The sequence below is a fragment of the Stenotrophomonas sp. YJH_SMC_120 genome, from assembly GCF_059368675.1.
This window is the reverse complement of the sequence record NZ_JCAFRY010000012.1, coordinates 1-25,068: the sequence shown is the minus strand read 5'-3', so window position 1 is coordinate 25,068 and position 25,068 is coordinate 1. Positions and strand designations below refer to the sequence as shown.

24 protein-coding genes are annotated in these 25,068 nt (G+C 66.2%); 18 read left to right on the top strand and 6 right to left on the bottom strand.

The annotated features are described in order from the left end of the window. Positions 1–48: 48 nt before the first annotated feature. The 4 genes from AC5P60_RS14385 to hemC all read left to right on the top strand — a co-directional run bounded on the left by AC5P60_RS14385 (position 49) and on the right by hemC (position 3,974). Complete coding sequence (locus AC5P60_RS14385) at positions 49–708, top strand: alpha/beta hydrolase (RefSeq protein WP_088470150.1); 660 nt, start codon at positions 49–51, stop codon at positions 706–708. A 3-nt stretch (positions 709–711) separates the two neighbouring features. Next, positions 712–1,755, top strand: coding sequence for a sensor histidine kinase (locus AC5P60_RS14380; protein ID WP_176425397.1), 1,044 nt, complete (start codon positions 712–714; stop codon positions 1,753–1,755). Between the two features lie 10 nt (positions 1,756–1,765). After that, the gene (locus AC5P60_RS14375; RefSeq protein WP_033833965.1) at positions 1,766–2,497 is read left to right on the top strand and encodes a LytR/AlgR family response regulator transcription factor; all 732 of its coding nucleotides are present in this window, start codon (positions 1,766–1,768) and stop codon (positions 2,495–2,497) included. 565 nt (positions 2,498–3,062) lie between these two features. Then, entirely contained in the window at positions 3,063–3,974 is a 912-nt protein-coding gene (gene hemC / locus AC5P60_RS14370) for a hydroxymethylbilane synthase (protein ID WP_231522932.1), read from the top strand. Positions 3,975–4,045: 71 nt separating this feature from the next. On the opposite strand, the gene AC5P60_RS14365 is transcribed toward hemC, so the two are convergent. Beyond that, positions 4,046–4,822: a DUF481 domain-containing protein gene (locus AC5P60_RS14365; RefSeq protein ID WP_005411146.1), complete on the bottom strand. Its 777-nt coding sequence runs from the start codon at positions 4,820–4,822 to the stop codon at positions 4,046–4,048. Between the two features lie 106 nt (positions 4,823–4,928). After that, positions 4,929–5,531, bottom strand: a complete 603-nt coding sequence (locus AC5P60_RS14360) for a LolA-like protein (RefSeq protein ID WP_049404108.1) — start codon at positions 5,529–5,531, stop codon at positions 4,929–4,931. A gap of 81 nt (positions 5,532–5,612) precedes the next feature. Between AC5P60_RS14360 and AC5P60_RS14355 the strand changes: the two genes are divergently transcribed. Together AC5P60_RS14355 and AC5P60_RS14350 are read left to right on the top strand one after the other, a co-directional pair. After that, positions 5,613–6,584, top strand: a complete 972-nt coding sequence (locus AC5P60_RS14355; protein ID WP_005411144.1) for a helix-turn-helix transcriptional regulator — start codon at positions 5,613–5,615, stop codon at positions 6,582–6,584. 26 nt (positions 6,585–6,610) lie between these two features. Further along, positions 6,611–7,405, top strand: a complete 795-nt coding sequence (locus AC5P60_RS14350; RefSeq protein ID WP_483693876.1) for a MetQ/NlpA family ABC transporter substrate-binding protein — start codon at positions 6,611–6,613, stop codon at positions 7,403–7,405. A gap of 106 nt (positions 7,406–7,511) precedes the next feature. Here the strand turns inward: AC5P60_RS14350 and glpK are convergent, their stop codons facing one another. The 3 genes from glpK to AC5P60_RS14335 form a co-directional block, all read right to left on the bottom strand. Then, positions 7,512–9,011 carry a glycerol kinase GlpK gene (gene glpK / locus AC5P60_RS14345; protein WP_005411142.1) on the bottom strand — a complete coding sequence of 500 codons (1,500 nt, stop codon included), beginning with the start codon at positions 9,009–9,011 and terminating at the stop codon, positions 7,512–7,514. A 105-nt stretch (positions 9,012–9,116) separates the two neighbouring features. Next, positions 9,117–10,622 (bottom strand): glycerol-3-phosphate dehydrogenase, encoded by a 1,506-nt coding sequence (gene glpD / locus AC5P60_RS14340; RefSeq protein ID WP_483693877.1) that lies wholly within the window; start codon positions 10,620–10,622, stop codon positions 9,117–9,119. Between the two features lie 128 nt (positions 10,623–10,750). Beyond that, positions 10,751–11,386 (bottom strand): OmpW/AlkL family protein, encoded by a 636-nt coding sequence (locus tag AC5P60_RS14335; RefSeq protein ID WP_005411140.1) that lies wholly within the window; start codon positions 11,384–11,386, stop codon positions 10,751–10,753. Between the two features lie 186 nt (positions 11,387–11,572). Here AC5P60_RS14335 and AC5P60_RS14330 point away from each other — a divergent pair, with 186 nt between their 5' ends. From AC5P60_RS14330 to lpdA, 3 genes are all read left to right on the top strand, one after another. After that, complete coding sequence (locus AC5P60_RS14330; RefSeq protein ID WP_483693878.1) at positions 11,573–12,088, top strand: DNA-deoxyinosine glycosylase; 516 nt, start codon at positions 11,573–11,575, stop codon at positions 12,086–12,088. A 167-nt stretch (positions 12,089–12,255) separates the two neighbouring features. Beyond that, on the top strand, positions 12,256–13,974 hold the full coding sequence (gene aceF / locus AC5P60_RS14325) for a dihydrolipoyllysine-residue acetyltransferase (protein ID WP_483693879.1): 1,719 nt from the start codon (positions 12,256–12,258) through the stop codon (positions 13,972–13,974). 108 nt (positions 13,975–14,082) lie between these two features. Beyond that, complete coding sequence (lpdA, locus tag AC5P60_RS14320; RefSeq protein WP_049454969.1) at positions 14,083–15,891, top strand: dihydrolipoyl dehydrogenase; 1,809 nt, start codon at positions 14,083–14,085, stop codon at positions 15,889–15,891. A 454-nt stretch (positions 15,892–16,345) separates the two neighbouring features. Here the strand turns inward: lpdA and AC5P60_RS14315 are convergent, their stop codons facing one another. Then, on the bottom strand, positions 16,346–17,164 hold the full coding sequence (locus AC5P60_RS14315) for a hypothetical protein (protein ID WP_032967007.1): 819 nt from the start codon (positions 17,162–17,164) through the stop codon (positions 16,346–16,348). Positions 17,165–17,621: 457 nt separating this feature from the next. Between AC5P60_RS14315 and AC5P60_RS14310 the strand changes: the two genes are divergently transcribed. The 9 genes from AC5P60_RS14310 (at position 17,622) to AC5P60_RS14270 (ending at position 24,838) form a co-directional block, all read left to right on the top strand. Beyond that, positions 17,622–17,987: a hypothetical protein gene (locus AC5P60_RS14310; protein WP_006394654.1), complete on the top strand. Its 366-nt coding sequence runs from the start codon at positions 17,622–17,624 to the stop codon at positions 17,985–17,987. A gap of 31 nt (positions 17,988–18,018) precedes the next feature. Further along, positions 18,019–18,819: a F0F1 ATP synthase subunit A gene (atpB, locus tag AC5P60_RS14305; RefSeq protein ID WP_483693880.1), complete on the top strand. Its 801-nt coding sequence runs from the start codon at positions 18,019–18,021 to the stop codon at positions 18,817–18,819. 73 nt (positions 18,820–18,892) lie between these two features. After that, on the top strand, positions 18,893–19,198 hold the full coding sequence (gene atpE / locus AC5P60_RS14300; protein WP_005411133.1) for a F0F1 ATP synthase subunit C: 306 nt from the start codon (positions 18,893–18,895) through the stop codon (positions 19,196–19,198). 106 nt (positions 19,199–19,304) lie between these two features. Beyond that, on the top strand, positions 19,305–19,775 hold the full coding sequence (locus tag AC5P60_RS14295; protein WP_005419512.1) for a F0F1 ATP synthase subunit B: 471 nt from the start codon (positions 19,305–19,307) through the stop codon (positions 19,773–19,775). Between the two features lie 2 nt (positions 19,776–19,777). Then, positions 19,778–20,305, top strand: coding sequence for a F0F1 ATP synthase subunit delta (locus AC5P60_RS14290; RefSeq protein WP_005411131.1), 528 nt, complete (start codon positions 19,778–19,780; stop codon positions 20,303–20,305). Between the two features lie 44 nt (positions 20,306–20,349). Then, positions 20,350–21,897 carry a F0F1 ATP synthase subunit alpha gene (gene atpA, locus AC5P60_RS14285; protein ID WP_005411130.1) on the top strand — a complete coding sequence of 516 codons (1,548 nt, stop codon included), beginning with the start codon at positions 20,350–20,352 and terminating at the stop codon, positions 21,895–21,897. Positions 21,898–21,994: 97 nt separating this feature from the next. Further along, complete coding sequence (gene atpG, locus AC5P60_RS14280) at positions 21,995–22,858, top strand: F0F1 ATP synthase subunit gamma (protein ID WP_005411129.1); 864 nt, start codon at positions 21,995–21,997, stop codon at positions 22,856–22,858. A 37-nt stretch (positions 22,859–22,895) separates the two neighbouring features. After that, positions 22,896–24,302, top strand: coding sequence for a F0F1 ATP synthase subunit beta (gene atpD / locus AC5P60_RS14275; RefSeq protein WP_005411128.1), 1,407 nt, complete (start codon positions 22,896–22,898; stop codon positions 24,300–24,302). 113 nt (positions 24,303–24,415) lie between these two features. Next, positions 24,416–24,838 (top strand): F0F1 ATP synthase subunit epsilon, encoded by a 423-nt coding sequence (locus tag AC5P60_RS14270; protein WP_005411127.1) that lies wholly within the window; start codon positions 24,416–24,418, stop codon positions 24,836–24,838. Positions 24,839–25,068: the final 230 nt, after the last annotated feature.

Genomic DNA, 25,068 nt, shown 5'->3' with positions numbered 1-25,068 from the left:
GCCCTGCACCAGCGGCATAATGCGGCTCGAACTTGAAGGAGCCGCATCATGCTGCAAACGGTGGAACAGGAAACCGGCGCCTCGCCACAGTGGTCGGTAATCTGGCTGCACGGGCTTGGCGCCGACGGCCACGACTTCGCGCCGATCGTGCCGGAACTGGTGCGTCCGCACTGGCCGGCGCTGCGCTTCGTGTTCCCGCACGCACCGGTGCGGCCGATCACGATCAACAACGGCGTACCGATGCGCGGCTGGTACGACATCGTCGGGATGGACTTCCGCTCGCGTGCCGACATGGCCGGCGTGCAGGAATCGGTGCTGCAGCTGGATGCGCTGATCGCACGTGAGATCGAGCGCGGCGTCGCGCCGGAGAAGATCTTCCTGGCCGGCTTCTCGCAGGGCGGGGCGATCATCCTGACCGCCGCGCTGGCGCGCACCGCGCCACTGGCCGGCCTGATCGCCCTGTCCACCTATCTGCCCGAGGCCGACAGTGCCCGTCGCGTTGACGGTGCGGTGCAGGTGCCGGTGTTCATGGCCCATGGCAGCAGCGACCCGGTGATTCCGCAGGCGGTGGCCGTACACAGCGCGCAGGCCCTGCAGGCGCTGGGCCTGCAGGTGGAGTGGCACAGCTACCCGATGGCCCACCAGGTCTGCGCCGAAGAGATCCAGGCGCTGGGTGACTGGCTGCAGGAACGGTTGGGCGCTGCCTGAGCCATGCCCCCGGCCAGCACATCGCCGTGGATGCCGGAACTGTGCCGCCTGCCGCGGCTGGCGGCGATGCTCGGCCTGGCCCAGCTGGTGGTGGTGGTGCTGGCGCTGGCGCCCGATGGCAGCCGCCACTGGACCTTCGGCGAGCTGCTGTCGGCCAGCGGCTTCGCGCTGTGGCTGGCGCTGGCGGTGACCGCCAGCCTGTGCCTCCTGCGGCAGGCACTGTCGAGGCTGCCGCCGGTGCTGGGCGCTGTCGCGGCGATCATGCTGGCGACCCTGATCGCCGTGGTCTGTGCCGGCATCGTGCATGCACTGTACGCGGTACTGGGCGACAACTTCGCCCGCGGCATCAGCTTCTGGCGCTTCACCCTGGGCAGTGCGGCAACCACGGCACTGATCGCCGCACTTGCCCTGCGCTACTTCTATGTGAGCGATCGCTGGGCCGTGCAGGTGCAGGCCAACGCGCGTGCCCAGGCCGACGCGCTGCAGGCGCGGATCCGGCCGCACTTCCTGTTCAACAGCATGAACCTGATCGCCAGCCTGCTGCATCGCGATCCGGCGGTGGCCGAACGCGCGGTGCTGGATCTGTCCGATCTGTTCCGTGCTGCCCTGGGTGCGGGCGAGGGCGACTCCACCCTGCGTGACGAATGCGAGCTGGCCGAGCGCTATCTGTCGATAGAGTCGCTGCGCCTCGGCGAGCGTCTGCAGGTGCGCTGGCAGCGCGATGAGCCGCTGCCGTGGGACCTGCCACTGCCGAGGCTGGTACTGCAGCCGCTGGTGGAAAACGCAGTGCTGCATGGTATTTCGCGGCTGCCCGAGGGCGGCACCATCGAATTGCAGCTGGTGCGCGAGGGCAACGAGCTGCAGATCCGCGTGCGCAATCCCGCGCCCGATCCGCAGGCGCCGGGGTTGGCGCTGGCGCGTGGTGCCGGCCATGCCCAGCACAGCATCGCTCATCGGCTGGCGTGGCGCTTCGGCGCCGCCGCGCGGATGACGGCTGGCTGGAGCGAGGGCTACTATGCCTGCCAGGTGACAGTGCCGATCCAGTGAGGGGACGACCGTGAGGGTAGTCATCGCCGATGACGAACCGCTGGCGCGGGAACGCCTGCGCAGCCTGCTGGCGGCGCAGGACGGGGTGGACGTGGTGGCCGAGGCCGGCAACGGCGAGCAGGCCCTGCATGCGTGCGCGGAGCTGCAGCCGGACCTGGTCCTGCTGGATATCGCCATGCCCGGGCTGGACGGCCTGGAAGCCGCCCGCCACCTGGCCAGCTTCGAGCCGCGCCCGGCGGTGGTGTTCTGCACGGCTTATGACGCGCATGCGCTGTCGGCGTTCGAGGCGGCGGCCATCGATTACCTGATGAAGCCGGTCCGCGCCGAGCGCCTTGCCGCAGCGATCGCACGTGCACGCACGTTCCTGGCCGGCCGCGATGGCCAGCCGCAGGACAACGGCGGGCAGCAGGCCCGCAGCATGCTGTGCGCACGCCTGCGTGGCAGCCTGCGGCTGATCCCGCTGGACGACATCCACTACCTGCAGGCGGAAGAGAAGTACGTGGTGGTGCACCATGCGCGCGGCGAGGACCTGATCGAGGAGTCGCTGAAGTCGCTGGAGGAAGAGTTCGCCAGCCGCTTCATCCGCATCCATCGCAACTGCCTGGTGGCGCGCCACGAGCTGGTGGAGCTGCGTCGAGGCTCGGGTGGTCAAGTGCAGGCGGTGCTGCGGCATGGCAAGCAGCCGCTGGAAGTCAGCCGCCGCTGCGTGGCGACGCTGAAGCAGGAATTGCGGCATCTGTGAGTGGTCCCGCGCGGCCTGCGGCCGCGACTGCTATGAAATCAACAGCAACAGCAACAGCGGGTCATGGCTCGTTGTTTCTACGTGCTGGGTTGGGCCGGGGTGGGGCGGCGGGACACGCTGCAAGTACATCCATGTAAGCTCGATGGCGCCATCCATGGCGCCAACGGTCCCGCCGCCCCACCCCGGCCCAACCCTCTCGTTCTTCAACGCATCGGACAGCAAGAGCATTGTTGTTATCGGCTTGGAAAGAGGGGTCAGATCCCTTTTCCTGCGGAAAAGGGATCTGACCCCGGAAGCCGTCGGCTGTTGCTTTTGCTTCTGCTTTTTTCTTTTGATCTTCCGTGGCTGACGCGCACTGAAGCTGTCAGAGGTCAGGCGGGGTGGGCTGCGCAGGGGCGTGAGCCGCATGGATGCGGCGACCGAGCTTACACGGACGTACTTGCAGCGTCCCCTGCGTGGCCCACCCCGCCCGGCCACGCGCGGCTGTTGCTTTCATGACCCCTCCACCAGCCACGAGGGGCTCCGCCGTTGGCCGTATCCGCGCCGAAGGCGCGATAATGACCGGATGGAAACCGTCCGCATCGCCACCCGCAAGAGCCCGCTCGCCCTCTGGCAGAGCGAACACGTCGCCGACCGCCTGCGCCAGGCCCATTCCGGCTTGCATGTGGAACTGGTGCCGATGAGCACCCGCGGCGACGAAGTGCTCGACCGTTCGCTGGCCGCCATCGGTGGCAAGGGCCTGTTCCTGAAGGAGCTGGAGCTGGCCATGCTGCGCGGTGAGGCCGACTGCGCGGTGCACTCGCTGAAGGATGTGCCGATGGAACTGGATGCGCCGTTCGCGTTGCCGGCAATGCTGACCCGTCACGATCCCGCCGATGGCTTCGTCTCCAACCTGTACGCCTCGCTGGACGCGCTGCCGATCGGTGCGCGGGTCGGGACCTCGTCGCTGCGTCGCCAGGCGCAGCTGCGCGCGCTGCGACCGGACCTGGAACTGCTCGACCTGCGCGGTAACGTCAACACCCGGCTGGCCAAACTCGACAACGGTGGCTACGACGCCATCGTGCTGGCCGTGGCCGGCCTGGAGCGTCTGGGTCTCGGCGAGCGCATCGTCGCGCGCCTGCAACCGCCGCAGTGGCTGCCGGCCCCGGCGCAGGGCGCGGTGGCGGTGGAGTGCGATGGTGGCAATGCGCGTCTGATGGCGTTGTTCGCCCCGCTTGATGACGCGGCCACGCGTGCCTGCGTGGAAGCCGAGCGGGCGATGAATCGTGCGTTGCACGGCAGCTGCCACGTGCCGGTGGCGGCCATCGCGCAGTGGCAGGGCGATGACCTGCACCTGCAGGGGCTGGTTGGCAGCGCCAGCGACGGCCGTGCGGTGCGCGCCGAAGCCGTGGGCCCAGGCAGTGATCCGGAAGCGCTGGGCCAGCAAGTGGCGAAGATGCTGCTGGATGCCGGTGCCGGCGAACTGCTGAACGTCTGAGCCATCGCAGGTCGTGCCGGCCAGCGGCCGGCACCACCGGAAGAAGAACGGGAGCCCTTGGCGCCCGTTTCTTACTTGAACTTGTAGACCACGTTCATCGTGGTCAGCGTATCGGTCTTGCGCTTGTCCTCGGCCACGTCACTGTTGTAACGCGCCTGCCAGCCGGCCTTCAGCGCCAGGTGCTCGTTCATGCTCACCGACACGCCGAAGTCGTTCTGGCCGAAGGTGTTGTACGAACCGGATTCGACCAGCAGGGTGTTGACCAGGTCGGTGTTGTCGGTCAGCGAGTACTTCATGTCGAACAGGCCGCGGCCGATCATGCCGGTGCGGGTGCGGTCGTCCTCGGTGCTGTGGGTGCGGCGCACACCGGGGCCGATCTGCGCGTCGAACGAGAAGCGCTCGGTGTTCCACAGGCGGGTGCCGTAACCCAGACCGAACGAGCTCTGGCGGTCGTAGGTGGCGAAGTCGTCGCGCTCTGTACGCACCGTGGCCGTCAGCTGGCGGTGCTCGCCCAGCTGCAGCGCGCTGCCGGCACTGCCGGTGTAGCGGTTGGCGGTGGTGTTGTTGCGGCGGGTGGTGGTGCCGTCGTCGCGGGTCTCGGTCACCTTGGAGCTGGAGCGCAGGCCGGCCAGGTCCATGCTGTGCACCCAATCGCCGTCGGTGTAGCGCAGGCGCAGGCGGCCGTTGAAGCTCTCGGTGCTGCTGTTGCCGCGTGCCGAGGCGAAGCCGAGCTCGCCGCCACTGCCGCTCCACGGCGAAGACATCGCCGCCAGTTCGGAGGCATCCTGTGCATACGCGAGCGGCGCGCACAGCAGCAGGGGGATCAGCAGGGACACGCGCAGGGACATCGGGGCTTCTCCGAAGCGGTTGACAGCCGGTGATGATACTGGAAGCGTGATGGCGGTCAGAATCGATCCAAGGCGCGCTTCAGCAGACGTTGCCGCGGACGCCTATTCAGGGCAGATCGATACGCAATGCCGGGTCGTTGAAGCGCGAGTAGCGCAGGCGCAGCTGGAAATTGCGGCCATTGCTGCTGCCGCTGCGCACGATCTGCCGTGGCAGGCCCTGGGCGTCCACCCAGTACTCCAGGCGTTCGCCGGCCTGCGCGCCGCGCAGGCGGTAGTGACGGGTCTCGACTCCATCCAGCGATTGGCTGCCCAGGTCTTCGGCCTGCAGTTCGGCAGTCAGGGCGTCGGCCGGCAAGGGGTTGCGCCACTGCTCCAGCAGGCCCGGCGGGGTGGGAACCTGGCGGATCGCACCGTCGGCCTGCAGGAACATGGTGTCGCCAATGATCGTCTGCGGCCCGCCCGGGGTCTGCACCCGGAAGCGGTCGGGGGCGACGAAGTCCATGGCACTGCGCACCGGCTGCGGCGCGCCCAGCACCTCCAGCTCGGCATGGAAACTGCCCAGGGCCGCAAAGCGTTGGCTGGCGCCCAGTACGGCCTGGGCCGGATCGGCCGCGGGCACGGGAGCTTCGGTCCTGGCCGGCGCCGGTGCGCGATCGCAGGCAGCCAGCAGCAGGCAGGCCAGCAGGGACAGGGCGGGCAACCGGCGCATCGGGCATTCCATGGGGGTGGGGGCGACCACGATAGCCCAAACGTCCCACACAAGACCCGCGACTCGGACATAATCGGGGGTATGGACCGATACGAACGCATCACCGCCCTGCATCGTCTGCTCAAGTCCGCGCGCTATCCGGTGACGGTGGCGACCCTGCAGGACAAGCTCGGTTGTTCCCGTGCCACCGTCTACCGCGACCTGGCCTTCCTGCGCGATGCGCTGATGGCACCGATCGAGGGCGACGGCGAGGCCGGCTTCCGCTATCAGGCCGACGAGAGCGACCGCTTCGAACTGCCTGGCCTGTGGCTCAGCTCGGAGGAGCTGCACGCCCTGCTGGCCTCGCAGCACCTGCTGGCGCGTACCGGCGGCGGCGTGCTGTCCTCGGTGCTGGCGCCGCTGCAGCAGCGTATCGAGAGCCTGCTGGCTGCCCAGGCCGGTGTCTCCAACTGGCCGGTGGACCGTGTGCGGGTAATCCCGCACCGCGGCCGCAAGTTCGATGAAGGCAGCTTCCGCAGCGTGGCCTCGGCGGTGCTGGAGCGCCGCCAGCTGGCGTTCGAGTACCGTGCCCGTTCCACCGACGAGCCGACCAAGCGCACCGTCTCGCCGCAGCGCCTGACCCATTACCGCGACAACTGGTACCTGGATGCCTGGGACCATGACCGCGAAGCCCTGCGCAGCTTCGCCGTGGACCGCATCCACAAGGCGCGCGTGGTCGACAGCACTGCCCGTGACGTCGCCGACAGCGAGCTGGACGAGCAGCTGGGTGCCAGCTACGGCATCTTCTCCGGTGCGCCGAAGGGCTGGGCGACCATCCTGTTCAGTGCCAAGGCCGCGCGCTGGGTGGCCGACGAGCATTGGCACTCCAAGCAGCAGGGCCGCTTCCTGGCCGATGGCCGCTATGAACTGAAGGTGCCGTACAGCGTCTCACGCGAACTGCTGATGGACGTGCTGCACTACGGCTCGGATGCCGAAATCGTCGAGCCGGTGATGCTGCGCGAGCAGGCCAAGGCGCTGCTCGAGCTGGCCCTGAGCAACTACGAAAAATCCTGACACTCCCCCCGAGAACTCCTCCGCCCATGAAGAAGACCCTGTTGCTGCCCCTGCTCGCCGCTGCGCTGGCCCTGACCGCCTGCGGCAAGTCCGGCGAGCCCTCGCAGAAGCTGGTGGTGGCCGCCACGGCCGTGCCGCATGCCGAGATCCTTGATGTGGTCAAGCCGATCCTCAAGCAGGAAGGCGTGGACCTGGACGTGCGCGTGTTCAACGACTACGTGCAGCCCAACGACCAGCTGGTGCAGAAGCAGGTGGACGCCAACTACTTCCAGACCGAGCCGTACCTGGATGCCTACAACCGCGATCGCAAGACCGATCTGGTGAAGGTGATCGGCGTGCATATCGAGCCGTTCGGTGCCTATTCGCGCAAGGTCAAGTCGCTGGCCGAGCTGCGCGACCGTGCCGACGTGGTGATCCCGAACGACCCGAGCAACAACAGCCGCGCGCTGATCCTGCTGCACAAGGCCGGCGTGATCGAGCTGAAGGATCCGGCCAACGCGCTGTCGACCCTGCGTGACATCACCGCCAACCCGAAGAACCTGAAGTTCCGCGAGCTGGACTCGGCGATGCTGCCGCGCGTGCTGGACCAGGTCGACCTGGCCCTGATCAACACCAACTACGCGCTGGATGCGGGCCTCAACCCGACCAAGGATGCACTGGCGATCGAGAGCAAGGACTCGCCGTACGTGAACTTCCTGGTCGCGCGGCCGGACAACAAGGACGACGCCCGCGTGCAGAAGCTGGCCAAGGCCCTGACCAGCCCGCAGGTGAAGGCTTTCATCGAGACCAGGTACAAGGGCGCGGTGCTGCCGGCGTTCTGACCGGCGCTGCGGGCGTTCTGGCCATGCGGTCGTGCCGGCCGCTGGCCGGCAATCTGCAAACGCCGCCAAGGATCATGGGGTTGCCGGCCAGCGGCCGGCACGACCTTCAGTCGACGTGGAAGGCGAGGGTGGCCGCCACGGCCTGCTGCCAGCCTGCATAGAGTTTCTCGCGCCGCGCCACTTCCATCTGTGGCTCGAAGCGCCGGTCCAGGCCCCATTGCGCGGCGATCTGCTCGCGGCTGGACCAGAACCCGACGGCCAGACCGGCCAGGTAGGCCGCGCCCAGCGCGGTGGTCTCGGTCAGCCGCGGCCGCAGCAGTGGCACCCCAAGGATGTCGGCCTGGAAGCCGGCCAGGAAGTCGTTGCCGATCGCACCACCGTCGGCGCGCAGTTCGGTCAGCGCGATGCCCGCATCGGACTGCATCGCATCAAGCACGTCGCGGGTCTGGTAGGCCATCGCCTCCAGCGCGGCACGCACGAAGTGTGCCTTGCGGGTGCCACGGGTCAGGCCGAACATCGCGCCGCGCACATCGCTGCGCCAGTAGGGCGCGCCCAGGCCGACGAATGCCGGCACCAGATACGCGCCGCCGCTGTCCGGCACCTGCGCGGCCAGTGCCTGGCTGTCGCTGGCACGCTCGATCATGCGCAGGCCGTCACGCAGCCACTGCACCACCGAGCCGGCGATGAAGATCGAGCCTTCGAGTGCATATTCCACGCGCCCGTCCAGGCCCCAGGCAATGGTCGTCAGCAGGCCGTTGCGCGAGCGCACCGCCTGCGTGCCGGTGTGCATCAGCATGAAGCAGCCGGTGCCATAGGTGTTCTTGACCATGCCCGGCTGGAAGCAGGCCTGGCCGAACAGCGCCGCCTGCTGGTCTCCGGCGATGCCGGCGATCGGGATCGGGTGGTCGAAGAAGAACTGCGGCCGGGTGTGCGCATACACCGTGCTGGAATCGCGCACCTGCGGCAGCATCGCGCGGGGTATGTCCAGCAGCGCCAGCAGGTCGTCATCCCAGTCCAGCGTGTGGATGTTGAACAACAGGGTGCGTGCGGCGTTGCTGTAGTCGGTCACATGCGCCTGGCCGCCACTGAGGTTCCATACCAGCCAGCTGTCGATGGTGCCGAACAGCAGCTCGCCACGCTCGGCGCGTTGCTGCGCACCTTCCACGTGGTCGAGGATCCAGCGCACCTTGGTGGCGGAAAAATAGGCGTCGATCAGCAGGCCCGTGCGTTCGCGGACCAGTGCCTCATGCCCGTCGCACTTCAATCGCTCGCAGATGGCATGGCTCTGCCGCGACTGCCAGACGATGGCATTGTGGATCGGCTGGCCGCTGGCGCGGTCCCAGACCACGGTGGTCTCGCGCTGGTTGGTGATGCCCAGCGCGGCGATATGACGTGGGTCGATCTGTTCGCGGCTGAGCAGTTCGGTCAGCGTGGCATAGACACTGGTGAGGATCTCGCGCGGGTCATGCTCGACCCAGCCGGGTTGCGGGAAGATCTGCGCGAACTCGCGCTGCGCACTGCCGACGATGTCGCCAGCACGGTCGAACAGGATCGCGCGCGAACTGGTGGTGCCCTGGTCGATGGCCAGCACGTAGCGGGGCGTCATGCAGCGTCTCCGGTGGCGATGGGGAAATCCTAATGCATCGATCGCGTCGCGCGCGGCCACCCTGGTAGCTGCCAACCTTGGTTGGCACACGTGGCAACACGGGGGTCAGAGCCCTTTCCCTGGGAAAGGGATCCGACCCCCCATCCACGCCTGCAGCCGCGCCACCTGCGCCGCATCCAGCCGCAGCCCCAGCTTGCTCCGCCGCCACAGCACGTCCTCGGCATTCAAGGCCCATTCGTGGTCGCGCAGGAAGTCCACTTCGCGGGCATGCAGGCCGCCGCCAAACTCCTCGCCAAGATCGCCCTTGCCCTGAGCGCCCTGCAGCAGCTCCGCGCTGCGGCTGCCGTAGGCGCCGGCCCAGCGGCGCGCAATCTCCGCGGGCAGCCACGGTGCCAGTGCCTGCAGGCGCGAGCACGCCTGCGTGGCGTCGCCCCAGTCGCTGCCCGGCAGTGGGTGGCCCGTTGCCGTCCATGCCGGTCCCATCTGCGGCAGGGCGGGGCGCAGCAGGTCCAGCGCTTCTTCGGCCAGCACGCGGTACGTGGTCAGCTTGCCGCCCAGCACATGCAGCGCGGGCGCCGGGCTGGACTGCAACTGCAGGCGGTAGTCACGGCTCAGCTTCGCTGCACGCGGATCGGGATCGGCAAGTAGCGGGCGTACCCCTGCGAACTGCCAGACCACGTCCTGCGGGGTGATCGGCTCGCGCAGGTAGTGGTTGGCGGCCTCGCACAGGTAAGCCACCTCCGAAGGCAGCACGCTGCACCGGGCCGGGTCGCCGCGGTAGTCGGTGTCGGTGGTGCCGACCAGCAGGTGGTCGTGGGCGAACGGCAGCAGGAACACCACGCGGCCATCGGGCTGCTGAAGCAGGCAGGCGCTGTCGTCGGGCCAGGGCCGGCGCAGCACGATGTGGCTGCCCTGTACCAGGCGCAGGGCGGGGCCGCCATCGCGCGCCTGCATACGTTCCAGCAGGCCTCCTGCCCAAGGGCCGGCTGCATTGGCAACGGCCTGGGCGATCACCGTTTGCTGCCGGCCGTCGGTGGCTTCCAACGTGGCCTGCCAACGGCCCAGCACAGGGCGCAGTTCAATGCAGCGGCTGCGCACATGTACCCGTGCGCCACGCCGGGCGGCATCCAGCGCATTGAGCAGTACCAGCCGCGCGTCATCGACCTGTGCATCGGCGTAGCTGAAGGCCTGCCGCAGCGCCGGGGAGAGCCAGGGGCCAAGCGGGTCGCGTTGCAGGTCCAGTGCGCGCGAGGCGGGAAAACTCGGGCTGCGCCCGCCCAGATGGTCATACAGCCACAGGCCCGCGCGCAGCATCCAGCGCGGTCGCAGGTGGGGTTCCCATGGCAGTACGAAGCGCAACGGACGGACCAGATGGGGGGCCTGCCGCCGCACCACTTCGCGTTCACCCAGTGCCTTGCGCACCAGTCCGAACTCGCCCTGTTCAAGGTAGCGCAGGCCGCCGTGGATCAGTTTGCTGCTGGCGCTGGAGGTGTGCGCGGCCAGGTCATCCTGCTCGCACAACAGCACCCGCAGGCCGCGGCCGGCCGCATCACGGGCGATGCCGGCGCCGTTGATGCCGCCACCGATCACCAGCAGGTCGACGTCGTCCATCGCGTCTCCGTGTCCTGTGTGTGCGTAGAGTCGACTGACAGTCGACTCTACAGAACGCGGGTGACGGAAACGACGACGGGCCCCGCAGGGCCCGTCGCGTTACATCCGTGAAGCCGGTGCTGCCTGGATCAGAAGCGGGCACCGATGCCGAAGCCGACGGTCCACGGATCCATCTTGGCTTCGCCGATCTTCTCACCGCCGACCTTCACGTCCGGACGCGAACGCATGTAGCGGGCATCGGCACGGGCGAACCAGGTGGAGTTGATGTTCATGTCCACGCCGACGGTGCCGATCACGCCCTTGGCGTCCTTGAGGCGGATGTCGGAGCTGCTGCCGTCGGCCAGCGTTTCATTGCTGAAGCTGGACTGGTAGTAGCCCACGCCCACGAACGGACGGAACACGTTGTCAGCCTGGCCGAAGTGGTACTGGCCGCTCAGCGCGACCGGCTGCTGCTCGACGTTGCCCAGGCGGGCATTGTTCGGGCCCTTCACCTTGTGGTCGAACTTGTCGGCGGCGCCCCACAGTTCAACGGCCCAGTTGTCGTTGATGTAGTAGCTGAAGCTGACGGTCGGCGCCGGGCCACCATCGACCTTCTTGATGCCGTCGATCGGATCATTCTTCGGCTGCAGCAGCGCGACGCCGCCAACCACGGCAAAATGCTTGCCCGAAGCGGTATCGGTGGAGCTGCTGTCCTGGGCGAAAGCGGCCGGCGCGAAGGCGGCGGAGGTCAGCAGGGCGAGACTCAGGATACGGATGGAGCGCATGGGGGTATCTCCTAATGTTTCTTGTTTTGGGCCCCCGGTTGCGGGGCGAGCACACCGTAGTCGCCTCAACATGAATCGAATCCGACGCGCGTTAAAAAATAGTTTTCCTTGTTCAGCGATCAGCGCGAAAAGCCTGTATCCATGGGGTTTCTGGTCGTCAGTGGCATTCATTCAGTTGGAGAAGATGTGAGCGCGGCAACGCTGTGCGTCGGCCTGCAAGCGCAGGTGAACGTGGATTGCAGGGTACTGCTGCTGGGTTCGATGCCAGGCGTGGCATCCCTCCAGGAGCAGCGTTACTACGCGCATCCGCGCAACCGCTTCTGGCCGCTGATGGCCGATATCTGCGGTTTCGACGCGGCTCTGCCCTATGTGCAACGGCTGCAGGCGTTGAACGCCGCGAGCATCGGCCTGTGGGATGTGATCGGCCGCTGCGAGCGGCGCGGCAGCCTGGATGCCGACATCGTGCGTGGCACGGAAGTGGCCAATGCGCTGCCGGAACTGATCGCCACGCTGCCTGAGCTGAAGCTGATCGGCTGCAATGGTGGTGCGTCGCTGCAGGCGTTCCAGCGCTGGGTGCTGCCACGGCTGGAAACCCCGCCGAAGCTGGTCGCATTGCCGTCGACCAGCCCTGCCAATGCGGCGTGGTCGTTGCCGCGCCTGCGCCAGGCCTGGCAGCCGGTGGCCGACGCGCGGGCGACATGAAGCGGACATCGTCCGGACAATACGCTGCCGACTGGTCGCGGCCGCGACCCATTGGCAACAGCCTGTCCCGGCTGCGTGCGTACTGAAAACACCTGTAACGGTTGGCGCTGGACCCCGCTGGCCGCACAATAGACGTTTCCCTACACCAGATTGCCGGAGTTATCCCCATGGCCGAAATCAAGGAAGCACTTGTCCCCGATATCGGTGACTACAGCGATATCCCGGTAATCGAGGTGCTTGTCGCCGTCGGCGACACGGTCAAGAAGGACCAGGGCCTGGTGACGCTGGAAAGCGACAAGGCGACCATGGAAGTGCCGTCCTCGGTGGCTGGTGTGGTCAAGGAACTGAAGGTCAAGGTCGGCGACAGCCTGTCCGAAGGCAAGGTCGTGGCCCTGATCGAAGTGGCCGCAGGCGAAGCCGAAGCCGCCAAGCCGGCGGCCGCCGCGCCGGCACCTGCCAAGGCCGCTGCCCCGGCTGCCGCCACCCAGAGCGCACCGGCCCCGGCCGCAGCTGCGCCGGCCGCCCCGGCTGCCAGCGGTGGTGCGGTTGAAGCGCTGGTGCCGGATATCGGCGACTACTCCGGCATTCCGGTCATCGAAGTGCTGGTCGCCGTCGGCGACACGGTCAAGAAGGACCAGGGCCTGGTCACGCTGGAAAGCGACAAGGCCACCATGGAAGTGCCGTCGTCGGTGGCCGGCGTGGTCAAGGAGATCAAGGTCAAGGTCGGCGACACTCTGTCGCAGGGCAATGTGGTCGCCATCATCGAAGCCGAGGGCGCTGCCGCGCCGGCGCCGACCAAGGCGGCCGCTGCGGCCGCTCCGGCTGCCGCCGAGACCGCCACCAAGGTCGAGCCGGTCGCTGTGCCGGTGCAGCCGGACAAGCTGGCGGCCCGCGAGATCGCCTCGGCCGGTACCCCGTCCAGCCCGCCGGTGCAGTTCAACGCCGATGGCGTGCTGCCCGCCAAGGTGCCGTATGCCACCCCGGCGGTGCGTGTGTTCGCCCGCGAACTGGGCGTGGACCTGCTGCAGATCAACGGCACCGAGAAGGGTGGCCGCATCACCAAGGGTGACGTGCAGAAGTTCGTCAAGGCCGCCCTCAGCGGTGGCGTGCCGGCTGCCGGCGGTGCTGCTGTCGCTGCCGGTGGTGGCCTGAACCTGCTGCCGTGGCCGAAGGTCGACTTCAGCAAGTTCGGCGAGACCGAAGTGCAGCCGCTGTCGCGCATCAAGAAGATCTCGGGTGCGAACCTGGCCCGCAACTGGGCGATGATCCCGCACGTCACCCAGTTCGAGCAGGCCGACATCACCGACCTGGAAGGCCTGCGCGTGGCGCTGAACAAGGAGAACGAGAAGGCCGGCATCAAGCTGACCATGCTCGCCTTCCTGATCAAGGCCAGCGCCGCAGCGCTGAAGAAGTTCCCGGAGTTCAACGCCTCGCTCGATGCCAGCGGTGAAAACCTGACCCTGAAGAAGTACTTCCACATCGGCTTCGCCGCCGACACGCCGAACGGCCTGGTCGTGCCGGTGATCCGCGACGTGGACAAGAAGGGCGTGGTGCAGATCGCGCAGGAAACCGGCGAACTGGCCAAGAAGGCACGCGACGGCAAGCTCGGCCCGGCCGACATGAGCGGCGGCTGCTTCTCGATCAGCTCGCTGGGCGGCATCGGCGGCACCGCGTTCACCCCGATCGTCAATGCACCGGAAGTGGCCATCCTCGGTGTCTCCAGGTCGTCCATCCAGCCGGTCTGGAACGGCAAGGAATTCGCACCGAAGCTGATGCTGCCGCTGTCGCTGAGCTACGACCACCGCGTCATCGACGGCGCCCTGGCCGCACGCTTCACCACGTACCTGTCCCAGGTACTGGCCGACATGCGCCGCGTGCTGCTGTAAGGCACCCGCTTCGCCCCCACCGTGCGGCCGCAGCCCCTGGCGCGGCCGCGTGAACAGATGCAGTGACAGCCCACCGGCCATGCCGGGCGGGCATGAGGAAAACCCACCATGGCCACGATTGAAGTCAAGGTTCCCGACATCGGCGATTACAGCGATGTGCCGGTGATCGAAGTGTTGGTCGCCGTCGGCGACACGGTGAAGAAGGACCAGGGTCTGGTAACCCTGGAATCGGACAAGGCCACCCTGGAAGTGCCGTCCTCGGCTGCCGGCGTGGTCAAGGAGATCAAGGTCAAGCTGGGCGACACCCTGTCCGAAGGCGCCGTGGTCGTGGTGCTGGACGCTGAAGGCGCCGCCGAAGCCCCGGCCAAGGCCGCTGCGCCGGCTCCGGCTGCAGCCGCTCCGGCCAGCAAGCCGCCGGTGACCCCGTCGCACCGCGCCCCGGCCGAACCGGCTGCGCCGAAGCCGGCGCTGTCCAGCGGCAAGCCGGCCGACATCGAATGCGAGATGGTCGTGCTGGGCTCGGGCCCGGGCGGCTACACCGCCGCCTTCCGCGCTGCCGACGTCGGCCTGGATACGGTGCTGGTCGAACGCTACGCCAGCCTCGGCGGCGTCTGCCTCAATGTGGGCTGCATTCCGTCCAAGGCGCTGCTGCACGCCGCAGCGGTCATCGACGAAGTGGCCCACGCGGGTGATTTCGGCGTCGAATTCGGCAAGCCGACCATCACCCTGGACAAGCTGCGCGAGTACAAGGAAAAGGTCGTCAACCAGCTGACCAAGGGCCTGGCCGGCATGGCCAAGCAGCGCAAGGTCCGCAGCGTGCAGGGCGTCGGCAAGTTCATCTCGGCCAACGAGCTGGAAATCACCGCTGCTGACGGCAGCACCCAGCTGCTGCGCTTCCAGAAGTGCATCATCGCCGCCGGTTCGCAGGCGGTGAAGCTGCCGAACTTCCCGTGGGACGACAAGCGCGTGATGGATTCCACCGACGCGCTGGAGCTGGCCGAAGTGCCGGGCTCGCTGCTGGTCGTCGGCGGCGGCATCATCGGCCTGGAAATGGCCACCGTGTACAGCGCGCTGGGCAGCAAGGTCACCGTGGTCGAGTTCATGGACCAGCTGATGCCGGGCGCCGACAAGGACCTGGTCAAGCCGCTGGCCGACCGCCTGAAGAAGCAGGGCATCGAAGTGCACCTGAAGACCAAGGCCTCGGGCGTCACCGCCGATGCCAAGGGCATCACCGTCACCTTCGAAGCCGCCGAGGAAGGCCAGGCGCCTGCGCTGGCGCAGGGCACCTTCGACCGCGTGCTGGTGGCCGTGGGCCGCTCGCCGAACGGCAGGAAGATCGATGCCGAGAAGGCCGGCGTGCAGGTCACCGACCGTGGCTTCATCCCGGTCGACCGCCAGATGCGCACCAACGTGCCGCACATCTTTGCCATCGGCGACATCGTCGGCAACCCGATGCTGGCCCACAAGGCCACGCATGAGGGCAAGCTGGCCGCAGAAGTGGCTGCTGGGCACAAGAAGGAATGGGTGGCCCGCGTGATTCCGTCGGTGGCCTATACCAACCCGGAAATCGCCTGGGTTGGCGTGACCGAGACCGAAGCCAAGGCCAAGGGCCTGAAGGTCGGCGTGGCCAAGTTCCCGTGGGCCGCCAGTGGCCGCGCGATCGGCATCGGCCGCACCGAGGGCTTCACCAAGCTGATCTTCGACGAAGAAACCCACCGCATCATCGGCGGTGCGATCGTCGGCGTGCACGCCGGTGACCTGCTGGCCGAGATCGGCCTGGCCATCGAGATGGGTGCGGAGGCGGAAGACATCGGCCACACCATTCATGCCCATCCGACGCTGAGCGAGTCGGTGGCGATGGCGTCGGAAATCTACGACGGCACGATCACCGATCTGTACATGCCGAAGAAGAAGTAAGGCGCCCGCGCCGTTCCGAACGAAAAGCCCCGGTTTCTGCCGGGGTTTTTTGTTGGCTGCAGGAATGTCTTCGGCTGTTGTCATCGCGAGGGTCCGGGCCACTGCGCGGGTGGCAGGCATTTCGACAAATGTCCCCCGTCGCCCGCCTGTGGCGGTCGCCTCCTCCTTTACTTTGTCGAAACGCCCGCCACCCGCGCAGTGGCTCGGCTTGCGGATAGTCAGAGCCAGTGCCAAAGCCGCCCTGATTCCTGACACGCGGGGGGAGAGGGGCTTGTGTGCGAAGTAAAGGAGGAGGCGTCGGCCGTAGGCCGGCGCCGGGGGACATTCGCACGCAAGCCCCTCTCCCCCCGCGCTCGACCAACCTGCTTCTCTGCTCGACGATGCCACAAAAAACGCGGCCCCGATGTTCCGGAGGCCGCGCCAGGAGAGAGGGTGCCGTGGAAGGGGTGGGGGATCAGAACACGAAGCTGATACCGGCCACCGGGCCCTTGAATTCCTGCTTCAGGCCGACAGTACCGTCGCTGCCCTTCTTGTCCACGTCCAGCTTGAACCAGTCGTAGCCGGCGAACACGCCGAAGTTCTTGGTGAAGCGGTAATCGACGATGGCATTGGCGCGGCTCAGGTCGCCCTTGTAGTCATCGAAGCTGCCCCAGCGCGTGTTGAGGTACTGGCCCTGCAGCGTGATCATCCAGCGCTCGGACGGCGTGAAGGTCATGCGGGCGCCCACCACAGGTGCCACGCCATCGGCCTTCTCGTCGAGGAACTGGCCTTCGTACACCGTGCCCAGGTCGGCGTAGCCCTTGGTGCTGACCTTGGCGTACTCGCCACCGATCTGCAGGCCGAGGTCGAAGGTGTCGGTATCAACCACCGAGTAGTCATAGACCAGGCTGGCCACCTGGTACTTCAGCTCACCCTTCACGAAGCTGCCGGCCGGCACGTTCTCACCGCCGAAGGAAATGCCCTGGTCGAGGGTCTCGCGGCGGTCCTTGTCGTACTTGAAGTAGTTGAACAGGAGGCGCTGACGGTTGCTGATGCGGAACATGCCGTCGATGCGCGGCTCCCATTCCTTGCCACCCAGCTTGAAGTCCTGGTTCAGGGAGATGTCCTGGCCGGCCACGGTGGTGCTGCCGCGGAGGGTGTTGTCCGAATCGATGTTCATCGCACCCAGACGGATGGCAAAGCGGTCATCGCCTTCGGCGGCGTGGGCCGCATTGGCGAACGAGGCGCCGGCAGCGAGCAGGGAGAGGGCGAGCAGGGTGGGTACGGGGCGCATCGAAGAGTCCTTGCAGTGGTTCATCAGAATGAAGGCCACTGTGCCGGACAGGCCCGTCCACCATGCGTGAACGTATGGTCCATGGCATGTGTACGGTTCAGTGCTGTCGCGACGATGCAAAAAGATGGCCCCGGAGCCGGGCTTCGGGGCCATCGTGGGACCTGCGGGGCGGAGCCGACGAGGATGCTGCAGGCAGGTCGAATGATCGGACCGGCATGTCTGACGAAAGTTCCGCAGCCTGCGACCAAAGTTCAATAGTGCGTCGCAACATGGTGCGGACGTCATTGTCCCCCTGGTGGCACGCAAAAATGTAACCGTTACCGCAACTTGCGGCTTCCAGGGATGAACAGGGAGCGGTTGTCTCGCAAATTGTCCCATTGCTATAATTTGGCGGCTCGATGAGGCCCCCCTGCTGTAGCCGCCTCAGCCCTCCACTTGCAACCACGCGGGACGTCCTGTGCTGAACTCCGTTGATGCGGGTCGGCGACTGATGCTGCGCGCCGCGGTCTACCCGCTGGCCGCAGTGGCTGTCCTGGCCCTGGCCTTCCTGCTGGTAGGTCCGAAATACGCCCTCGGCGCGCTGGCGTCCGGTGTGGCCATTTCGGCCGGTGGCTGGGTGGCGGCACGGATGGCACTGGGCGGTGGGGCACTGGCTGCAGGATCGGCGATGGCTCGCCTGATCATTGCGATCGTGGCCAAGTGGGTTGTGGTTTTCGGCGTCCTGCTGGTGGGGTTCCTGGTCTTCAAGCTGCCTGCATTGGCGCTGTTGGCCGGTATCGCCGTCGGCTTGATGTTCCAGGTCCTGGCGATGGCCAGGCGTTGACAGAATTCAATTAACTGAAGGTTCCGGACACATGGCGGGCGAGGCTCTAACCCCTACCAGCTACATCCAGCATCACCTGCACAACCTGACCGCGCCGGTCGGCAAGGGTGAGGGTATGTTCTGGCATATCCACGTCGATACCTTCCTCACCGCGGTCCTGATGGGCGTGGTGATCGTTGTCGCGTTCTGGCTGGGCACCCGCAAGGCCACCGCCGGCGTGCCGGGCAAGTGGCAGGCCTTCGTTGAAATCTGCCTGGAGTTCGTCGACCGCCAGGCCAAGGACACCTACCACGGCAAGAGCAAGCTGGTCACGCCGATCGCCATCACCATCTTCTTCTGGATTCTGCTGATGAATCTGCTGAAGATGATCCCGGCCGATTTCATCGCCAAGCCGCTGGAATGGGCGGGCGTGCACTACTGGAAGCCGGTGCCGACCGCTGACGTCAATGCCACCCTGGGCATGGCCATCAGCGTGTTCTTCCTGATGCTGTTCTTCGCGCTCAAGTCCAAGGGCCTGGGCGGCTTCATCAAGGAATTCCTGACGGCGCCGTTCGGCAAGTGGATGATGCCGTTCAACCTAATCCTCAACATCGTCGAGTGGCTGAGCAAGCCGATCTCGCTGGCGATGCGACTGTTCGGCAACATGTTCGGCGGCGAAATCGTGTTCCTGCTGATCTGGGTGCTGGGTGGTGCCGGTTTCTTCGGTGCCATTGCCGGTGGTGTGTTCGGCCTCGGCTGGATGCTGTTCCACCTGCTGGTGATCCCGCTGCAGGCCTTCATCTTCATGATGCTGTCGATCGTGTACCTGAGCCTGTCGGAAGACGCTCACTGAGTTTCAAGCTTCAACGCGTTTCAACCTTCATCCGTTTCATCACCCTTAGCAACTTAAGTTCCTGGAGATAACCATGTACTTCGCCGTCCTGACCAACTTCGCGCAGATTCAGAGCTCCACCGCCCTTGCCGTCGGCATCATGATCGGCCTGGCCGCGCTGGGCGCCGGTCTGGGTCTGGCCATCATGGCTGGTAAGTTCCTGGAGTCGGCCGCCCGCCAGCCGGAACTGATCCCGGTCCTGCAGGTCCGCATGTTCATCACCGCCGGCCTGATCGACGCCGCGTTCATCATCTCGGTCGCCGTTGGCCTGCTGCTGGCCTTCGCCAACCCGCTGTCGGCTGCCTTCGCTGGCGCCGTCACCAAGGCTCTGGCCGGCTGATACAGCGGTTTGAGACGACCGGGTGCTGATGCACCCGGTTTCGGATGAAGGCCGGATGTGCCGCTACGGCGGCGCGTCCACCCCGAAACCAGCGATCGAGCTAACCATGAATATCAATTTCACCCTTCTTGCGCAGGCGCTGGCCTTCGCTGGTCTGATCTGGATCATCGCGACCAAGATCTGGCCGCCGCTGATGAACGCGATCGAAGAGCGCCAGCAGAAGATTGCTGAAGGCCTCGCTGCTGCCGACCGCAGCCAGAAAGATCTGGCCCAGGCGCAGGAGAAGGTCAACGAAGCGCTGAAGGAAGCACGCACCAAGGCCAACGAGATCATCGATCAGGCCCACGCGCGTGCCAACCAGATCGTTGATGCTGCCCGCAACGAAGCGATCACCGAAGCCACCCGTCAGAAGGAACTGGCCCAGGCTGAAATCGACGCCGCCGCCAACCGTGCCCGTGAAGATCTGCGCAAGCAGGTGTCCGCGCTGGCCGTGACCGGTGCCGAAAAGCTGCTCAAGCGCGAAATCGACGCCAACGCCCACAAGGCGCTGCTCGACGAGCTGGCCTCGGAGATCTAAGGATGAGCCAGGCCCTCACGCTTGCCCGCCCGTACGCCCGCGCCGCGTTCGCGACCGCGCGCGACGAAGGCGCGTTCGCGCCGTGGTCGGACGCCCTGGCGTTCTCCGCCCACGTCGCCGCCGACCCGCGCGTGGCGGCCCTGCTCGCCAACCCGGAGCTGGGTCGTGACGACGCCGTCGCCCTGCTGGCGCCGGTGTCCCACGGCGAGACCTACTCGCGCTTCCTGGCCATCCTGGCCGAATCGCATCGTCTGCCGCTGCTGCCGGAGATTTCCGGCATGTTCGACGCCCTGCGCGCCGAAGCCGAGCACGTGGTCAAGGCCACCGTCACCTCGGCCGCCGAACTGTCGGCCGGTGAGCTGGACGCGATCAAGGTCGCGCTGCGCAAGCGCTTCAACCGCGAGGTCGACGTGACCACCGCGGTCGATGCCTCGCTGATCGGCGGCGCCGTGATCGACGCCGGCGACGTGGTCATCGATGGTTCGCTGAAGGGCAAGCTGGCCCGTCTGCAGACCGCGCTCGCTAACTGAATTCATTTAACGTCCGGCCCCGCTGCCGGCACTAGGACTTGACGATGGCAACCACGCTCAACCCCTCCGAAATCAGCGAACTGATCAAGAACCGCATCGAGAAGGTCAAGCTGGCCGCGGAATCGCGCAACGAAGGCACCGTGACCAGCGTGTCCGACGGCATCGTGCGCATCTTCGGTCTGGCCGACGTGATGCAGGGCGAAATGATCGAACTGCCGAACAACACCTTCGCCCTCGCCCTGAACCTGGAGCGCGACTCGGTCGGCGCCGTGGTGCTGGGTGACTACGAGCACCTGCGCGAAGGCGACGTCGCCAAGACCACCGGCCGCATTCTGGAAGTGCCGGTCGGTCCGGAACTGCTGGGCCGCGTCGTGAACGCGCTGGGCGAGCCGATCGACGGCAAGGGCCCGCTGGGCACCGACCTGACCGCTCCGGTGGAGCGTGTTGCGCCGGGCGTGATCTGGCGCAAGTCGGTCGACCAGCCGGTGCAGACCGGCTACAAGTCGGTCGACTCGATGATCCCGATCGGCCGTGGCCAGCGCGAGCTGATCATCGGTGACCGCCAGACCGGCAAGACCGCGATGGCGATCGATGCCGTGATCAACCAGAAGGGCACCGGCATCAAGTGCGTGTACGTTGCGATCGGCCAGAAGGCTTCGACCATCGCCAACATCGTGCGCAAGCTGGAAGAGAACGGCGCGCTGGCCCACACCATCGTGGTGGCCGCGACCGCTTCCGAATCGGCTGCCATGCAGTACATCAGCGCCTACTCGGGCTGCACCATGGGTGAGTACTTCATGGACCGCGGCGAAGACGCGCTGATCGTGTACGACGATCTGTCCAAGCAGGCTGTCGCCTACCGCCAGATCTCGCTGCTGCTGAAGCGCCCGCCGGGCCGTGAAGCCTACCCGGGTGACGTGTTCTACCTGCACTCCCGTCTGCTCGAGCGCGCTGCCCGCGTGTCCGAGGAATACGTCGAGAAGTTCACCGAAGGCAAGGTCACCGGCAAGACCGGTTCGCTGACCGCGCTGCCGATCATCGAAACCCAGGCCGGCGACGTGTCCGCCTTCGTTCCGACCAACGTGATCTCGATCACCGACGGCCAGATCTTCCTGGAAACCGATCTGTTCAACGCCGGCATCCGCCCGGCCGTGAACGCCGGTATCTCGGTGTCGCGCGTCGGTGGCTCGGCCCAGACCAAGATCATCAAGAAGCTGTCCGGCGGCATCCGTATCTCGCTGGCCCAGTACCGCGAGCTGGCTGCGTTCGCGCAGTTCGCCTCGGACCTGGACGAAGCGACCCGCAAGCAGCTGGAGCGTGGCCAGCGCGTCACCGAGCTGATGAAGCAGAAGCAGTACGCGCCGATGTCGATCGCCAACCAGGCACTGTCGATCTACGCCGTCAACGAGGGTTACCTCGACGACGTGCCGGTCAACAAGCTGCTGGCGTTCGAAGAAGGCCTGCACGCCCACTTCGCCAACACCCAGGGCGAGCTGGTCAGCAAGGTCAACGCCACCGGCGGTTGGGACAACGACATCGAAGGTGCCTTCAAGAAGGGCATCGCCGAGTTCAAGACCACCGGCAGCTGGTAATCGCGGTCCTGTAGAGCGGAGCCGCTGGCTCCGCTGGACCAGATGACAAACGGTTGAACAACGCGGGGCAGCAGCCCCGCGCCACGGGAAACAAGAGATGGCAAGCGGACGCGAAATCAAAACCAAGATCAAGAGCGTGCAGAACACCCGCAAGGTGACGCGCGCCCTGGAAATGGTCTCGGCCTCCAAGATCCGCAAGGCGCAGGATCGGATGAAGACCTCGCGTCCGTACGCGCAGGCGATGAAGCAGGTGATCGGTCACCTGGCCCAGGCCAGCACCGACTACCAGCATCCGTTCCTGGTCGAGCGTGAGCAGGTCAAGCGGGTCGGCTTCATCGTGATCTCCTCCGATCGCGGCCTGGCTGGCGGCCTGAACAACAACCTGTTCCGCAAGATGCTGGGCGAAGCCAAGGCATGGCAGGACAAGGGTGCGGAAGTGGACCTGGTGACCATTGGCCAGAAGGCTTCGACCTTCTTCCGCCGCGTGAAGGTCAACATGGTCGGCAGCGTGACCCACATCGGCGACGTGCCGAAGCTGGAATCGCTGATCGGTGTGATCAAGGTCATGCTCGACGCCTTCACCGAAGGCAAGATCGACCGCGTGTACCTGGTCTACAACCGCTTCGTGAACACCATGGTGCAGAAGGCCAGCTTCGATCAGCTGCTGCCGCTGCCGCCGGCTGAGAAGCAGGTCGCTCACCACGACTGGGACTACCTGTACGAACCCGATGCCGCGACCGTGCTCGAGCACGTGATGACGCGTTACATCGAGTCGCTGGTGTACCAGGCACTGCTGGAAAACGTCGCCTCCGAGCATGCGGCACGCATGGTTGCGATGAAGGCGGCGAGCGACAACGCCAACAAGCTGATCGGCACCCTGCAGCTCGTCTACAACAAGGCGCGCCAGGCAGCGATCACCCAGGAAATCTCCGAAATCGTCGGCGGCGCGGCAGCAGTCTGACCGCGTTCGTTCAAAGCACACATTAGAGGATGCAGCAATGAGTCAGGGCAAGATCGTTCAGATCATCGGCGCGGTCGTCGACGTCGAATTCCCGCGTGAATCGGTGCCGAAGGTGTACGACGCACTGAAGGTGGAAAACACCGAGATCACCCTCGAAGTCCAGCAGCAGCTGGGCGACGGCGTGGTGCGTACCATCGCCCTCGGTTCCACCGACGGCCTGAAGCGCAACCTGGTTGCCGTCAACACCGGCCGTGGCATCTCGGTGCCGGTCGGCGCCGGCACCCTGGGCCGCATCATGGACGTGCTCGGCCGTCCGATCGACGAAGCCGGCCCGGTGGCCGCCAGCGACAGCTGGGAAATCCACCGTGCGGCCCCGTCGTACGAAGACCAGTCCCCGGCCACCGAACTGCTGGAAACCGGCATCAAGGTCATCGACCTGATGTGCCCGTTCGCCAAGGGCGGCAAGGTCGGCCTGTTCGGCGGCGCCGGCGTCGGCAAGACCGTCAACATGATGGAACTGATCAACAACATCGCCAAGGCGCACAGCGGTCTGTCCGTGTTCGCCGGCGTGGGTGAGCGTACCCGTGAGGGCAACGACTTCTACCACGAAATGAAGGACTCCAACGTCCTCGACAAGGTGGCGATGGTGTACGGCCAGATGAACGAGCCGCCGGGCAACCGCCTGCGCGTCGCCCTGACCGGCCTGACCATGGCCGAGTACTTCCGCGACGAGAAGGACGAAAACGGCAAGGGCAAGGACGTCCTGCTGTTCGTCGACAACATCTACCGCTACACCCTGGCCGGTACCGAAGTGTCGGCACTGCTGGGCCGCATGCCGTCCGCCGTGGGTTACCAGCCGACCCTGGCCGAGGAAATGGGCGTCCTGCAGGAGCGCATCACCTCGACCAAGAACGGTTCGATCACCTCGATCCAGGCCGTCTACGTTCCCGCGGACGACCTGACCGACCCGTCGCCGGCAACCACCTTCGCCCACTTGGACTCGACCGTTACCCTGTCGCGTTCGATCGCCTCGCTGGGTATCTACCCGGCCGTCGATCCGCTGGACTCCACCAGCCGCCAGATGGACCCGCTGGTCATCGGCCACGAGCACTACGACACCGCCCAGCGCGTCCAGCAGACCCTGCAGAAGTACAAGGAACTGAAGGACATCATCGCGATCCTGGGCATGGACGAACTGTCCGAAGAGGACAAGCAGGCCGTGTCGCGCGCCCGTAAGATCGAGCGCTTCTTCAGCCAGCCGTTCCACGTGGCCGAAGTGTTCACCGGTTCGCCGGGCAAGTACGTGCCGCTGAAGGACACCATCCGTGGCTTCAAGGCCATCGTCGATGGCGAGTACGATCACCTGCCGGAGCAGGCGTTCTACATGGTTGGCGGCATCGAAGAAGCGGTCGAGAAGGCCAAGAAGATGGCCGAGAAGGCCTGATCCGGGGCGGGCGGGAGCGATCCTGCCCGACCTGACGCCGGCGCCGGGCAACCGCCCGCGCCGGTGGACTCCCACGGTGGCATTGCGCCGCCGCGAACAGCGAAGAGATTTGCATGAGCACGATCCGTTGCGACATCGTCAGCGCCGAGCAGGAAATCTTCCGTGGCGAAGCGACCCTGGTCGTGGCCACCGGTGAGCTGGGCGAACTGGGCATCGCGCCCAAGCACGCGCCGCTGATCACCCGCCTGAAGCCGGGCAAGGTGGTGGTGACCACGCCGAATGGCGAGCAGCTGGATTTCGCCATTTCCGGCGGCATCCTGGAAGTGCAGCCGCAGGTGGTGACCGTGCTGGCCGACACCGCGATCCGCGCGCAGGACATCGACGAAGCCTCGGTCCGCAAGGCCAAGGAAGAAGCCGAGCGCATCCTGGCCAACCGCGGTGAAGCCATGGAAGTGGCCGAAGCCCAGCAGAAGCTGGCCGAAGCCGTCGTCCAGCTGCAGGCCCTGGAACGCCTGCGCAAGACCCTCAAGCACTGAGGTTCCGCGCTGCATCCACGAAAACGCCGGCCCTGCGCCGGCGTTTTTGTTCGGGTGGCTGGGTAGAGCCGACCGGGTAGATTCGACTGGGTAGAGTCGACTGTTAGTTGTGATCTCTCGGTAGGTTGTTCATCCGGGGCATCTTTGGAAAATGGTGGTTACCACACCTATCCAGTCCCCAAAGAGCCCGGATGAACCACCATAAAAATGCCCGTTTGACGCCGTTTAGT